The sequence below is a fragment of the Aminobacter sp. UC22_36 genome, from assembly GCF_044056035.1.
Taxonomy (GTDB): domain Bacteria; phylum Pseudomonadota; class Alphaproteobacteria; order Rhizobiales; family Rhizobiaceae; genus Aminobacter.
Genome location: NZ_CP171996.1, coordinates 4,187,743 through 4,201,198, shown reverse-complemented (window position 1 = coordinate 4,201,198; position 13,456 = coordinate 4,187,743). Strand labels below are relative to the sequence as shown.

Sequence of the window (13,456 nt, the reverse complement as noted above, 5' to 3'; positions counted from 1 at the left end):
TCCCGAGACAAAACCGTTCCGCCGGGCGCGGGGCTCCTCCACGACTTCATCTATCGAACAGACGCCGGCAACCCTCCACCCGAGTGCTAGGAATTTTCGGCAACCGCGAGAGCCGATCACTCAGATGGGCTCGGGCCCTGAGGCCCATTGGCCCTGTCGCGCCATGAAACTCGCCGTCGCGACCATGACCGTCGGCGGGTTGGTCATATGGCTGATCGTCGGCATTCTCAGCCAGTTTGCAGGGGTGGAATGTTCGGTGAGAGAGTGCTGAAATTCTAGCCCGGTACCGTCCGCCCCTCCACGTGATCAGTCGGTTGAGGTCAGGAAAGAGTTTACCGCGCGATCTCGGAACCACTCGCTCCACGACGCGTTGGCGCATCCTGTACGTCATTCGAATCCGCAGGAGCGAGAAATGAATAATCTGATCGAGAGCGACAAGGTCATCGGGACGGAAGTGTATGGCCCTGATGAGGCTCACATCGGTGAAGTGAAGCGGTTGGTGCTGGAGAAGGTTGGCGGCCGAGTGGCTCATGCTGTGCTGGGTTTCGGCGGCTTCCTTGGGATGGGCGAGGACTACTATCCTGTGCCATGGAGCAAACTCAGCTACAATGAAGGCCTTGGGGGATTCCAGATCGACATCACTAAAGATGAGCTTGAAGAGGCCCCCCGATACACCGCCGATACGGAATACGATTGGTCAGACGACAACAATCGGCGGATCTATGACTACTACGGAGCACGGCCGTATTGGTGAGCTCTCCGACATTCCGCGCACTGCAGGAAGTCGGCAATTCTCTTACTGTACTGCCCCGCTGGCTTCGGCTGGCGGGGCCTTTTTGTCGGTTGGAGGTTTGGCCACATCAGCCAGATAGCTGTCGCATTAGCGCCGGCCGCAATGGCCAAGCCGATGAAGGAGCGATGCCAGATCGCAAAGCCTGCAATCGCCATTGCGGCAATGGAGAAGGCAAAGGGTTCATGAGCGTTCGCCTAGCTCGCACCGGGGCATATCGCCAACCACCCAATCCCCCTGTTACCGAAAAAGTGGCGAGGCCCACACTTTCATGGCTTAGCGCCGAGAGCACCAAGTCTTGGGCAGATGTTTTGGTTTAGCCATGGAGAGGCCTATGCGAAGCGCCTCCTCTAAATCGGAAGCGAAGTATGCAGTGTCAGGTCCGCCCCCGAAATGGTTGACCCGAAAACTACCGCCTTTCTTGCTGAGCAAAATTCCGACAACCCTTAGCTGCTCCTGGACCTCGCGATGCCTCATGGCAGTGCTCCTGGTGGAATATCCCTCAATCGATATTAGACAGCGCTAAAATTCAGTGATGGGCAAGAGTTGAATTAGCCAAAGGCCGAAGCGGGTGCGCTGTGCGTAAGAGCGCGATGGTCCGGAACCATGGCGCAGTAGGGCGATTGTGGTAGCGGAGCGCGTGCCCCTCAGCCGCGTTCCAAGCAGCGGGCCTGCCGTTGTCGCCCGCGATACCGGCAGGCCTCGTGCTGACAAGGAACCTTACATCGGTTCGTCCGTTTGTTTCTGAGAGGCCACGGCGTGGCTCACTCCTTTTCTCCACGCCCTTAGAAGCCCCGCCGGGCAACCCGACGGGGCTTTTCCACGCTCTGTGGCATTCTCGGGCAGGCCAGTGATTTCCTTAGGCACCGGGCCCGTGGAACCAAACGCGCAAGAAGCCGTTCAAATACATAGATAAATTCAGGAGGTCCTAATGGACCAAAGCGTGCATCAGGCGCGATGGATACTTGCGCCAATATTCGGAATTTGCGCCGCCATTTTCACGGCTGGCGTTATTTTTACTTGAAACGGAGGAACCAAGTTATGGCCGATGGACCCACTGTAGTTAATTCTGGAGGAAGCGGCGGAGCAGGATGGGCGGTTGCTATTATCGTCATTATCGGCGCAGTGGTCGCATTTTTCGTCTTCACCCAAGGAAATTGGGGCGGTAGTAGAGATGTCGATGTGAAGATCGAAGCACCCTCCGCACCAGCTGCCCCCGCCGCTCCGGCGGCGCCTGCAGCACCCGCAGCGCCGACCACCGCCGCACCGGCTGCGCCAGCGGAACCGGCACCTGCTCCGGCAGCGCCAGCCGCCCCGGCTCAGTAAATTACGTCTGCGGATCCCTCATCCGCTGTCGAATAGACCTGCCGGAGTTCCGACAGGTCTATTCTCGACTTAGGAACGACAGTCACAGCGAGGCGTTTTGGGTTTGGAGCGCACGGCAGCAACAACCCGAACCGTCAGGCGCTTAGCAGAGTGTACTGCCGAGGTCGCCCTCCGGCATCGCGGTTGGAACTTATTAAGGCGATGAAAGTTCTAGCCTTTGAGAGCATGGCCATCCCCCCTCCGGCCGATGCTCTGCAGCGGGCCTGCCAGGATGTACCCGTCCGGCAGGCCTTTTTCATTGAACTTACCATTCGAGCCTTGAGCCTTCGGGGGGGCCGTTTTCCGCGCGGGTTTGTGGTGCCTATTTTCTTGCCACGCCAACAGGCGCACACGATAGGCAGAATTCAATGACTACACCCAGCAATCACCTGAGTGACGCTGAAACTTCGGGCTGTTAAGGATACGTATCGCTGGCTGGATGACGTAGATATCCTGTTGTCGGGGAATCGCATGTCGAACAACACCTGGCTATTCTGCGGCGTACCGACGAATAGCTTGAGGTTGGGTTGCAACAGCTTAACCAACGCATCCACGAGCTCATCCGGGTACGTCTCGTCGGGACAAAACTCAGTGATCAATCCTGGTGCCAGCGCACGAAAGTCGGTTGGCAATGGGGATATCCGGCGCAAGGCGCCGAGGGCAATTTCGAAGTCGAATGACTCCGGCGAGATCCGGTAGAATGGTTCGTCCATACTTCGGATCCGATATTGAGTTTGGCCGTCGTCGCCTGGCAGAATTGTTATGATGGTGAAGGTGACTCGCGTGCCCGGTGACAATCCAGAGCGAGAAACAAAACTCACTGTCTCGCCGACGCCAAACGCGGGTGGGTTGGGCCGTCCATGCATGACATGCACGCCTCTTGAGGCAGACCTGCGCTGATCTGTTACCCGCGAGGACGCTGAGTTATTATCGCGTCAAGTTTGCGACGGGACGGGCCGTATCGCCTTATCATCGCTGCAGCTTCTCCGCGCATCAGGTCATACTTGCGCGCAAATTCCTCGATCTCATATTCCTGCCTTGAAACGAGCTTGCGGTCTTGCTTGGTTTTCTTTGGGTCGTCTGGCACGTCGGCCTCCTGCATTAGAAAATGTTAAAACGCGCGTTCGGACTATTCGATCCCTCACGAGGCAAGCGGGTGCTACCATAGCGAAGCGGCCCGACCGGAATACCGGATCGGGCCGTCAGCATCTCTATGGTTTTGGCGCCGGTCGAAGAGCGGACTGCAGCGTTTCAGGCTTAAACGACCGGCGGGATGCGTGAGGCGTAACGCCGGCGTTCTTCGTCAATCTCTTGTGGTGAGAAGGGGTCGGCTGTCTCATCGAAGGCAGTCCACCCATCGTCAGCATATGCAGCCCGACGCTGGCCGATATCGACCCGATTGGCGTTGTGCAGAATGGACCTTGCGGTGTCTTCTTCAGCGCCTTCAGTGACCCGTGCCGTCACGAGCGTGCCGCCCCGTCGGACACCTTCGGCGTAAACATGGGCGTCGTCGGAGGGGATGCCGGAATCAGTCAGTGCCCCGATGAGGCCGCCAGTAGCACCACCTGCCAATGCACCGGCCGCAGCGCCTGCGGCGGTCGCTGCCAGCCACCCGGCTGCCACCACCGGGCCAACCCCAGGAATTGCCATGACGCCGAGGCCGGTGAGCAAGCCGCCTGTGCCGCCAACCAGGGCGCCGATGCCCGCTCCGGTGCCGGCTGCCTCGGCCGTCTCCGACGAGTCCGCATCATAAGAGCCATCGGCGTTGCTCGCCACGACACTGACGTCGTCATGCGAAATTCCGGCTTGCTGCAGTTCTTCAACCGCCGCTTGCGCGTCGGAATAGTTGTCGAACAGTCCTGTCACACTTACCATTGTGATCTTCCTTCTACGTCGTGAAATGATGGGATGAGATTGTTGGGCGCGATTACTGGGCGACGACGTTGCCCTGGTAGTCGAGCGAGACGGCTATTGCCTTGCCGTCCTTGGTGGCCTTGCCCTGCCAGATTCCGGTGTCGGCTTTGATCAGTGCCGTCACGTTCTGAAAGCCCGCTTCTTCGATCTTGGCCTTGGCTTGCGCTTCGGTGAAGCTGTTGGCGCCGGCTACCGGAGCCGTCGGATTGACAGTGTCAGGCGTGGCAACAGCCGGCGTCTGAGGATCGGCTGACGGTTGGGTTTGCGCCTGGGCATGGAAACCCGTGGCAGCGAGAAGCGCTGCGCTAAGTATCAGATTTTTCATTATTTTCTCCGTGAAATTGCCAACAGGAGAACCGCCGAGAGGAAGAAAGGTTCCACAACCGGCCGGATTTAGTCCATGAGCTTGACGCTGTGGATGGGGGGCGAGGGCACTAATTAATCAAAATGGAACCGCACCGACGCGGCGGCATTGATGAGGATGTGCGGAACCGCACCCCCTCTCCAAGGAACCAGCCATGGCCCAGTCAACGAACCGCTCGTCGGGCAAGCCTGCCACGATCCATGATCAGAAACTTCAGCGCGGCGAAGGCGGCGAGTTGCACCAGCTGGCCGAAGGCGCGACCCCGGTGCTCACCACCGCCCAGGGTGGCCCGGTCGCCGATGACCAGAACTCGCTGAAGATCGGTTCACGCGGACCGACGGCACTCGAAGACTTCCACCTGCGCGAGAAGATCTTCCATTTCGACCATGAGCGCATTCCCGAGCGCGTGGTCCACGCCCGCGGCTATGGCGCACATGGCTATTTCGAGACCTACAAGTCATTGGCAAAATACACCCGCGCCGACATCTTCCAGCGTGCCGGGGAAAAGACCCCAGCCTTTGTCCGGTTCTCCACCGTTGCCGGCAGCAAGGGCTCGGTCGATCTGGCGCGCGACGTCCGCGGCTTCGCGGTCAAGCTCTATACCCAGGAGGGCAACTGGGACATCGTGGGCAATAACATTCCGGTGTTCTTCATCCAGGATGCGATCAAGTTTCCGGACATCATCCATGCGGTGAAGCCCGAGCCGGATAGTGGCTTTCCGCAGGCGCAATCGGCCCACGACAATTTCTGGGACTTCATTTCGCTGACGCCCGAGAGCATGCACATGATCATGTGGGTCATGTCCGATCGGGCGATCCCGCGTTCGTTCAGGTTCATGGAAGGCTTCGGCGTCCATACGTTCCGGATGGTCAACGCCAAGGATGAATCGACCTTCGTCAAGTTCCACTGGAAGCCGAAGCTTGGCCTCCAGTCCGTGGTCTGGAACGAGGCGGTCAAGATCAACGGCGCCGATCCCGATTTCCATCGCCGCGACCTCTGGGACGCGATCAAGGCAGGCAATTTCCCTGAGTGGGAACTGCAGGTCCAGCTGTTTGACCAGGATTTCGCCGACAGTTTCGACTTCGACGTGCTCGACGCCACCAAGCTCATTCCCGAAGAGCTGTTGCCGCCGATCCCGGTTGGCCGCCTGGTGCTCGATCGCATGCCCGACAATTTCTTTGCCGAGACCGAGCAGGTCGCGTTCATGACGCAGAACGTGCCGCCCGGCATCGACTTCTCCAACGACCCGCTGCTGCAGGGCCGCAACTTTTCCTATCTCGACACCCAGATCAAAAGGCTGGGCAGCACCAATTTCACCCATATCCCGATCAACGCGCCCAAATGCCCGTTCCATCACTTCCAGCAGGACGGTCACATGGCCATGCGCAACCCGGTCGGCCGCGCCAACTACCAGCCAAATTCCTGGGGCGAGGGGCCGCGTGAATCTCCTCAAGCCGGGTTCCGCTCGTTTGCCGACCTCGAGGACGGTCCCAAACAGCGGATACGCGCCGAAAGCTTTGCCGATCACTACAGCCAGGCACGACAATTTTACCTGAGCCAGACCCCGCCGGAGCAGGCCCATATCGCGGCGGCGCTGACCTTTGAACTTTCGAAGGTCAAGACCTCAGTCATCCGTGAGCGAATGGTGTCCCATCTGCTCAACATCGATCGGGGTCTGGCAAACGCTGTAGCCGCCGATCTGGGCCTCAAGGCGATGCCCAAGGCAGCTGATGCCGCGGTGGCAACGCGCCAGGATCTCGAGCCGGCAGCTTCACTCAGCATTCTTGCCAAAGGACCGGAGCGTTTCGAAGGACGAAAACTCGGCATTCTTGTCACCGATGGCACCGATGCAGAACTGCTTTCCGCCCTAAAGGACGCGCTTGCCAAAGCGGGTGCCAGCTGCGAGATCATCGCGCCAAAAGTCGGTGGTGCCAAGTTGAGCGATGGCAGTGTCGTCGCGGCTGATCAGATGATCGGTGGCGCGCCTTCCGTGCTCTATGACGCAGTCGCGCTACTGCCTGCGGAGAAAGCAACGGCGGCCATTGCCAACGATCCGGCTGTCCGCGATTTTGTTTCCGACGCCTTCGTGCACAGCAAGTTCATCGGGCATGTCACGGCGGCCAACGCGCTACTGGAGAAGGTCTGCGGTAGCGAGGCGCTGGACGAGGGCATCATTCGCCTCTCGACGCCCCAGGATATGCCAGCCTTCGTCAAGGCTCTGGGAAAACTGCGGATGTGGAGCCGAGAACCTTCTCTCAAAGCTCGCTGAGCCAAGCCTTATGGAAAGCGAGAGAGCGGGCCCGATAGCCCGCTCTCTCTTTGCCGGTGCGCGCTCGGTGCCCGTTGGGACCGGAAGTTAGCGCAGAATCCCTGCTGATCTAAGCGCATCTTCGATCGTTTTCCTTATTCCGTCTGCTGGAGCGGGTTTGGCGGGAGCTGGAGCTCTTTCTCGTTGATTGGGTATCAAGACCTCGCGTTCCGGATCTGCGATTAGCCAAAATTGGGCGATGCGCTGCGTTGACGAGATGCCGGCGTCGATCATGAACGGACCTGTTGCCCCGATGCCGTTTGTAGCCAGCGGCGTGCCGTGCCCCATCCCCCTGATGTGATACTGTTCCATGACGTCCCGTCCTGAACTGTCTTTCCAAACGCTACGGCTGTGGCCGTCCACTATGGTCGTGGATGGCGTCGACCCACCGCGAATTCCGTGAATGGTCCGCCATTGCCCAATGATGTCGTCGGCGTTCGATCCAGCGACGATCTGGTCGGATGACCCGTGCCAGACGGATATCGTGGGCCATGGGCCTGTGTGGGGCGACGCTGCGCGCAGCAGTTGCTGAAGCCGAGCCACCGAGGGGCCGCCGTGGCCCCGCATGCGGTCGAAAGCCGTGGGGATCGAATTGGCTGTACCATAGGGCAGTCCGGCTATGATGGCGCCGCCCGCAAAGACCTCCGGGTAGGTCGCCAGCATTACCGAGGTCATCGCGCCGCCAGCCGAAAGCCCCGTGATGAAGATCCGACTGCGATCCAGCCCGTGGGCCAAGACCATCGCCTCGATCATCTGCCGGATCGAGAGAGGCTCGCCGCCATTGCGGATCATGTCGCCCGGCTCGAACCAGTTGAAGCAGAGATTGGGGTTGTTGGCGCGCTGCTGCTCTGGAAACAGCAGTGCGAAGCCTTGGCTGTCGGCAAGTGCGGACCAGCCAGCGCCATTGTCGTAGCCAGCCGCGGTCTGGGTGCAGCCATGAAGCACGACGACCAGCGGCGCTGACCCGGGCAGGTTCTCCGGAACATAGCTTCTGGCTCGCAGGGCACCAGGGTTTGAGCCGAAGTTGACCAGATCCGAAAGCAGGTGGTCGTTATGCCGCTGAGGCTCGACCATTTGCACGCGGCGTGCGGCCAGGCGCGAGATCGTGTCAGATAGGTTTCTCATGAGGGGTGTCCTGTTTTCGCAGTCCGAACCGGAGAGCGCGCCTTCCACAACGTCGATGAGCACCTATCGTTGCTGCACTGCACAATAAATCGCGCGGCTCAGTTGCCAGCCTCGCAGGCACGAAAAAGGCCCGCTGAGGATGCCACCCCAACAGGCCTTGCTGCAGAACGAAGTCTTGGCCGATCAGTCCGAGTTCATCGGGGCGACAGGTAGACCGTCTCTTCGTCGTCGCGCTGCTTGCCACCCAATGTGGCTGCGGCACTGGCGATGAACGCGCCAATGGCGAGCGACAGTGCTGCAACGAGCGCGAATGTGGCGCTGGCCTTGCGCGCTGTGTCTGCAGCTTCCTGTGCCTTGACCTTGGCGTCGTTGACGCTGGCAATCATGGCATCGACCCGCGCCTGAGCGTCGGTTTCCGACAAGCCTGTGCGGGCAGCAACCAACTGCGACAGGTAGGTACGATCCGCGGCCGAGACCTCACCGGAAGCCGCGCTCGCAACCAGGATCCGAGACGCCTGCATCGTGGCTTGTTCGGAATCAGCGGCATTGGCGGAGGCAAGCCTGGCTGGATCCGACGGACGGAACAGCGTGTCGACGAAGTAGGAAGTAGCACTGTCAGCTGTCTGGGATCCTACATTTGCGGCCGCGCCCATGGCCGCGCCCGATGCAACGTTCGATGCGGCCTGAACTCCGCCACCCACGGCTGCGGACAGTGCCGAACCGAGCACGCCGGCGACCAGAAGCGTCGCCAGGGCCCAGGCGAGGAAGCCATGAGCGGTGTCGCGGAAATACACCTCGTCGGTATGTATCCCGACCCATTTGGTGCGCAGCCGGCCGGTCAGGTAGCCGCCCAACCCTGCCGACAGCCATTGCACCACGACCAGCCAAATGGCTGTGGAGACGGCGAAGGTGGTGACGGAAACGCCCTGGCTGGACCAAGGCGAGATCATCGTCAGGCCGAGCCCAGAGCCCAGCAGCATCAGGATGAGCGTGATTGCCGCAGCAGTGAAAGCACCGGCAATGACCGGGCCCCAGCTGACGGCGGGAACGGAGGATTCTACCGGAGTGGAAACGTCCACGGGGGATACGTTGGTTTGCATGGAAGTCTCCTACCGAACGAAAAGAAGAATGAGGATGATGATCGGGATTGGAATGCCGAGCAGCCAGAGCAAGATACCGCGACCCATGGGGGCCTCCTGTCAGATGAAACTTGAAATTGAAGCAGCCATCGGGGCGTTGCCCCGATGGCTGCGAAGGTTCAGGCCGCTTTGGCCATGTCGTTGGCGAAGGAATCGGCCAGCCCGGTCAGGGCTTCATCCGTCTTCGATTCTTCGGCAAGCGTCTGGCCGAGCAGCTTGGCCGCGTCACCCATCCCAAGCACTTCAGCCCAGCGCTTCAGGGTTCCATACCGGGTAATCTCGTAGTGCTCGACGGCCTGGGCCGACGAGATCAAACCAGCGTCGATCGCCGGCATGCCCTTGAAATTGTCGATGATTTCTTCGCCTTCGGAGACTATGCCTTCGATGGCATCACAGGTCTTGCCCTGCGCGCGTTTGCCCATCAGTTCAAACACCTGCTGCAGGCGTTCGACGTGTCCTTCGGTTTCGTCGCGATGCTTCTCGAACGCCGCCTTGAGCTTGGGGGACTGCGCGGCCCGTGCCATCTTCGGTAGCGTCTTCAGGATCTTCTTTTCCGCATAGTAGATGTCTTTCAAAGTGTCGTGAAACAGCACTTCGAGTGTCTTATCTTTGGGCATGGGGAGTTTCCTTTCGGGAGCGGGGCTTCCTTTTGGGAGCGCATCTATGTGCGCATGCTGCACTTCACGGAGGCGTGAAGGAGCAAGACCAAAAGCGCGCGGCACGATAAAAGGTTCCATCGGAAAACGTTGTGAGGTTCGCGCGCTGCCAATCAGGTTTGCAGGCCGTCATGGACGATGGGGAGACAATCTGCGTTCACTTGCGAGACGACCGTCGCCTTCATTGGGGCGGAGACGCCAAACTACCCTGACCAATAGCACCCGCATATTGCCCCGCTGCCGAAAGGTGGGCGGGCCCTTCTCGTTGCCAACCCGTCTCAGCGTGACGGAATCGCTCTGCTTCAAAAGTTCTGCTCACCAACGAGGGCCAAAGCATAATATCTCCGGAACTGCCCGGTGCGCTTCGCGTTTCTACCGAACAAGCGAGCTCTAAGGGTGAGCCGCTCTTAGGGAGGAAATGATGTCGCCTTTCAAGAAACTTACGGTCGCATTGATACTGGGAACAGCATTCTTGAGCAGCCCTCTGTATGCGGAGACAATGAAATTCAAGGCTGATCTGAAGGCTGCGAGCGAGGTTCCGCCGACCGACAGCAGTGGCACTGGCTCGGCAGACGTCACGGTGGATACAACTACCAAGAAACTGTCATGGACGGTTACCTCGAGCGGTTTGACCGGGGACGCAACAGCTGCGCATTTCCACGGCCCTGCGGCAGCGGGTGAAAAAGCGGATCCCGTAGTGGACATTTCAGCGGCCGTTGCCAGTGGGACGGCGGACATAACGGATCAGCAACTGGCAGATCTGCAGGCGGGCAAATGGTACCTGAACATCCATACCCAGAAGTTCCCCGATGGGGAAATCAGGGGGCAGGTGGAAAAGGCACCGTAGCCTCCGATCACATCCCCCGGGCGGACGATTAGTTTAGGCAAGGTCGGTGCTCCAGTCGCTGACCTTGCTGGAGCGCCGAGGATCCGGGCACGAGATCGCGGCGGGAGGACGTGCTGCTCGAGTTAGGTAATGGCTGTATATCGCAAGGACCACGGCGGGCAGGCAAGCTGAGCGGAAAAGAGGCGAGGAAATGAAGGCTCATTTGCCATCGCCTTGGCTCGTTGGAATGACCGTTGGAGGTGCTCGGATTAGAATACCTCGCTAGCTAGTCAACGTGAGAGTTAGTGACGTTGCGTTCAACCAAGCTGCTGACGCGGCATCTGCAGTATCGATTTTTTCAATGTTACCCCTGGATGCTCCAGTCTTTGCGATCCGCAAGGGGTCCCTAAGGGGGATTGCATGAACGAACCCGTCATTGCATTCGATGTGGGGCGGATGCTTTTGGGCGATGAGCCGCCTCTGTTCCTCTTGGAAATAGCTTTCCGAACAGTCGTAATTTACCTCTACACGCTGATCCTGATCCGATGGATTGGAAGTCGATCGATCGCACAGCTGTCGCTCGTCGAGTTCCTGTTGGTGATTGCGCTGGGCTCCGCCGTCGGCGATGCAATGTTTTATCCCGATGTGCCGCTGGTCCATGGCCTCGTTGTCATAACCTTGGTCGTGCTGCTCGACAAAGGGCTGGCCTATCTTGTGGCACGAAACCCGGTACTGGAAGACGTGATCGAGGGAAAAAGCGTCGAGGTTGTGCGAGATGGAGTTATCGCTTACCGCGTGCTTCAAGCCCTGAATCTTGGACATGACGAGCTTTTTGAACAGCTCCGATTGAAGGATGTCGCGCATCTGGGACAAGTGCGCGGCGCATACTTGGAAACGAGTGGCGCGATTTCAGTGTTCAAGTTCGAAACTGACACCAATCGGCCAGGGCTTTCCATCCAACCTCCCTGGGACGTAAGCGAACCCCGGAAGGTACATGCTGGCAACACGTCGCCTCGACAAGGCCGGCTGGCGTGCGCTCGATGCGCGACCATGACCGAGAGCTCTGCCGACCAGGTCATTACGCCGTGTCCGAATTGTAGCGGCGGCGTCTGGCACGACGCCTAATGACAGCCGCTGCGGCCCGCGATACGGCGCGGCCGCTATCTTAACGCCCGAACCTGACCGATTAAAAACACTAGGAACGGCTGAGGTCAATCTTGCTGATTACAATGCTTTTGCCGGTCGCAGGGTCCTCATCAATCGTCGTCAGACGCATGCCATTGGCTCCAACCTTTTCTAGCCTCAACTGGGCTGCCCGGTCGCCATTGACTTCTTTCGCCCAGTGTATGCCAAGAACCAAGGCGTTACCTGAGCGCTTGCCACTGAGGCCGGCAGGGCCAGTGCTCGATCCAGTGTATGTGCCCGTATAGGTTTTGCCATTGGTCTTGACGTCGGCGCCGATCGCTCGCGAGAAGACCACGTAACCTGTACATTTGCCATCAAGTGACAACGAGCTCTCAGTAGCGTCAGACGCAAATTTGCAGTTGATCTTGATGGGCTGGGAATCAGCATCGACTTTGACCATGCCCTTGCCAACCCAGCTCCCAGCGAGCGATTTCAGAAAGGCGCCGTCGGCGGCATGCGCAGGCCCCGCGATGCAAAGCGTTGCTGCGGCCAGTAGCCAAAGGGTTTTTGTCATGATTGAATCTTTCAGGTTAGCATGCGCGATACTTCAATCAGCGCAGGCGTGAGAATATGCGGGGTGTAGGTGGCCTGTTCGCGCGTCTAGGCGCCGGCCACTGCTTTCTCTATCTCCTGGGCCGAATGGCCCGTGAGATCCTTGGCGATTTCGCCAACAAGCACCGCCGATAGTTTCTGATGATAATGCTTACGCAGTTCCCCAAGCGTTCGAGGAGCGGCGATGATGATCAGATTGTAGATTTGTCCGCCGAGAACCTGTCGGTTGAGCATGTCGGCAGTCCCGGCTGCGAAACTGTCTTCGTCAATTTGACTGTTGTCTGGATTGCCGGAGCTGCTCTGATGACGGGCCCCGGACCCCTTGTTACTGTTGGTTACGTCTTCCACTGCCGAAGCAGTGAGTTTTGGATTGGCTTCGTCTCCTGAGTTGCGAAACAAGTTGAGCCTCTCGCCGTCAGCAACTGCAACGATGGCGCCTTTGGGAATAATCATGGGAATCTCCGAAATTGCGCCAATCGTCGGCTACCTACTTCGATAGATAGCGTGCTGACGTGAGTCTCAACGTCTCAAGTCACCGATGGATGCGTCAGGAAGAACCTTTCATCGAGGCCGGCCCATCATCGCCGCGCCGATCGGACGTAAGCTCCGGACAACATGCCGGAATCATTGTGAGCGTCCGGCCACCTGATTACAAAACTGCACTACACTGTCCGTGGAACGAATGACGTCGCACGCCGTTTGCTGAGTTGGGCAGGTACGGGGTGACACCATGCACGATGCATTCTTCAGAATTCCAGTGACAGTTCAGTTGGCATCTGGCGATACTCGTACGCTGCGCAGTGCTTCCGAGGCTGCCATCTTTATGATGGAGAAGTGGCCCGAGGAGCACGGCTCAAGCTACCGGGACGCGCTGCAGGCCTGCAGTGGCTCACTGTCTACCGCGGACGATGTTGAAAATGCCCGCCGCGCATTTTTAGCAGCCGCGCATGAGGCTGGCCTCAACGTGCAACGCGTTCAACGCGATGGCGACGCCCCATCGCTCCGTTCGGTAGAGCAGCCCAAGTCGTCCTACATCGCCGATGAGAAACGGCGCGATCGTGGACACAGGGAGGAGCAAGAAGACTTTCTTACCCGTTTCCTGGCAAGGGAAACGGGTATCACCGAGGCTCAGGCGCGAAAACTGATCGAGATGGTTGGCACTGATCGTGCGTCATTGTTGCGAGAGGCGAGGATCTTGAAGGCGGAGCGTTGAATGGTGAGCGCTGTTCTCA

The 13,456-nt window shown here is 59.0% G+C and carries 13 protein-coding genes; 5 read left to right on the top strand and 8 right to left on the bottom strand.

Features of this window, described 5'->3' with window-relative positions; all coding sequences use genetic code 11:
- Positions 1–412: 412 nt before the first annotated feature.
- A complete protein-coding gene (locus tag ACHMW7_RS23980) occupies positions 413–754 on the top strand; it encodes a PRC-barrel domain-containing protein (protein WP_395447933.1) in 342 nt (113 codons plus the stop codon).
- A gap of 1,766 nt (positions 755–2,520) precedes the next feature.
- On the opposite strand, the gene ACHMW7_RS23975 is transcribed toward ACHMW7_RS23980, so the two are convergent.
- The 3 genes from ACHMW7_RS23975 to ACHMW7_RS23965 all read right to left on the bottom strand — a co-directional run bounded on the left by ACHMW7_RS23975 (position 2,521) and on the right by ACHMW7_RS23965 (position 4,394).
- Positions 2,521–2,868: a hypothetical protein gene (locus tag ACHMW7_RS23975; RefSeq protein WP_395447932.1), complete on the bottom strand. Its 348-nt coding sequence runs from the start codon at positions 2,866–2,868 to the stop codon at positions 2,521–2,523.
- A 544-nt stretch (positions 2,869–3,412) separates the two neighbouring features.
- Complete coding sequence (locus ACHMW7_RS23970; protein ID WP_395447931.1) at positions 3,413–4,030, bottom strand: general stress protein; 618 nt, start codon at positions 4,028–4,030, stop codon at positions 3,413–3,415.
- 52 nt (positions 4,031–4,082) lie between these two features.
- Positions 4,083–4,394 carry a PepSY domain-containing protein gene (locus tag ACHMW7_RS23965; protein WP_395447930.1) on the bottom strand — a complete coding sequence of 104 codons (312 nt, stop codon included), beginning with the start codon at positions 4,392–4,394 and terminating at the stop codon, positions 4,083–4,085.
- Between the two features lie 193 nt (positions 4,395–4,587).
- On the opposite strand from ACHMW7_RS23965, the gene ACHMW7_RS23960 reads away from it, so the two are divergent.
- Positions 4,588–6,702, top strand: coding sequence for a catalase (locus tag ACHMW7_RS23960; RefSeq protein WP_395447929.1), 2,115 nt, complete (start codon positions 4,588–4,590; stop codon positions 6,700–6,702).
- Between the two features lie 87 nt (positions 6,703–6,789).
- On the opposite strand, the gene ACHMW7_RS23955 is transcribed toward ACHMW7_RS23960, so the two are convergent.
- The 3 genes from ACHMW7_RS23955 to ACHMW7_RS23945 form a co-directional block, all read right to left on the bottom strand.
- A complete protein-coding gene (locus ACHMW7_RS23955) occupies positions 6,790–7,866 on the bottom strand; it encodes an alpha/beta hydrolase family esterase (protein ID WP_395451424.1) in 1,077 nt (358 codons plus the stop codon).
- 194 nt (positions 7,867–8,060) lie between these two features.
- Positions 8,061–8,966, bottom strand: a complete 906-nt coding sequence (locus tag ACHMW7_RS23950; protein WP_395447928.1) for a hypothetical protein — start codon at positions 8,964–8,966, stop codon at positions 8,061–8,063.
- A gap of 158 nt (positions 8,967–9,124) precedes the next feature.
- Complete coding sequence (locus tag ACHMW7_RS23945; RefSeq protein WP_395451423.1) at positions 9,125–9,622, bottom strand: ferritin-like domain-containing protein; 498 nt, start codon at positions 9,620–9,622, stop codon at positions 9,125–9,127.
- Between the two features lie 460 nt (positions 9,623–10,082).
- Between ACHMW7_RS23945 and ACHMW7_RS23940 the strand changes: the two genes are divergently transcribed.
- Both ACHMW7_RS23940 and ACHMW7_RS23935 read left to right on the top strand, forming a co-directional pair.
- The gene (locus tag ACHMW7_RS23940; RefSeq protein ID WP_395447927.1) at positions 10,083–10,508 is read left to right on the top strand and encodes a CHRD domain-containing protein; all 426 of its coding nucleotides are present in this window, start codon (positions 10,083–10,085) and stop codon (positions 10,506–10,508) included.
- Between the two features lie 399 nt (positions 10,509–10,907).
- Positions 10,908–11,612, top strand: a complete 705-nt coding sequence (locus ACHMW7_RS23935; RefSeq protein WP_395447926.1) for a DUF421 domain-containing protein — start codon at positions 10,908–10,910, stop codon at positions 11,610–11,612.
- A 70-nt stretch (positions 11,613–11,682) separates the two neighbouring features.
- Here ACHMW7_RS23935 and ACHMW7_RS23930 read toward each other — a convergent pair whose 3' ends face one another.
- Both ACHMW7_RS23930 and ACHMW7_RS23925 read right to left on the bottom strand, forming a co-directional pair.
- Positions 11,683–12,186 (bottom strand): hypothetical protein, encoded by a 504-nt coding sequence (locus ACHMW7_RS23930; protein WP_395447925.1) that lies wholly within the window; start codon positions 12,184–12,186, stop codon positions 11,683–11,685.
- Positions 12,187–12,272: 86 nt separating this feature from the next.
- Complete coding sequence (locus ACHMW7_RS23925; protein WP_395447924.1) at positions 12,273–12,677, bottom strand: host attachment family protein; 405 nt, start codon at positions 12,675–12,677, stop codon at positions 12,273–12,275.
- 277 nt (positions 12,678–12,954) lie between these two features.
- On the opposite strand from ACHMW7_RS23925, the gene ACHMW7_RS23920 reads away from it, so the two are divergent.
- Positions 12,955–13,437 carry a DUF982 domain-containing protein gene (locus ACHMW7_RS23920; RefSeq protein WP_395447923.1) on the top strand — a complete coding sequence of 161 codons (483 nt, stop codon included), beginning with the start codon at positions 12,955–12,957 and terminating at the stop codon, positions 13,435–13,437.
- Positions 13,438–13,456 lie beyond the last annotated feature (19 nt).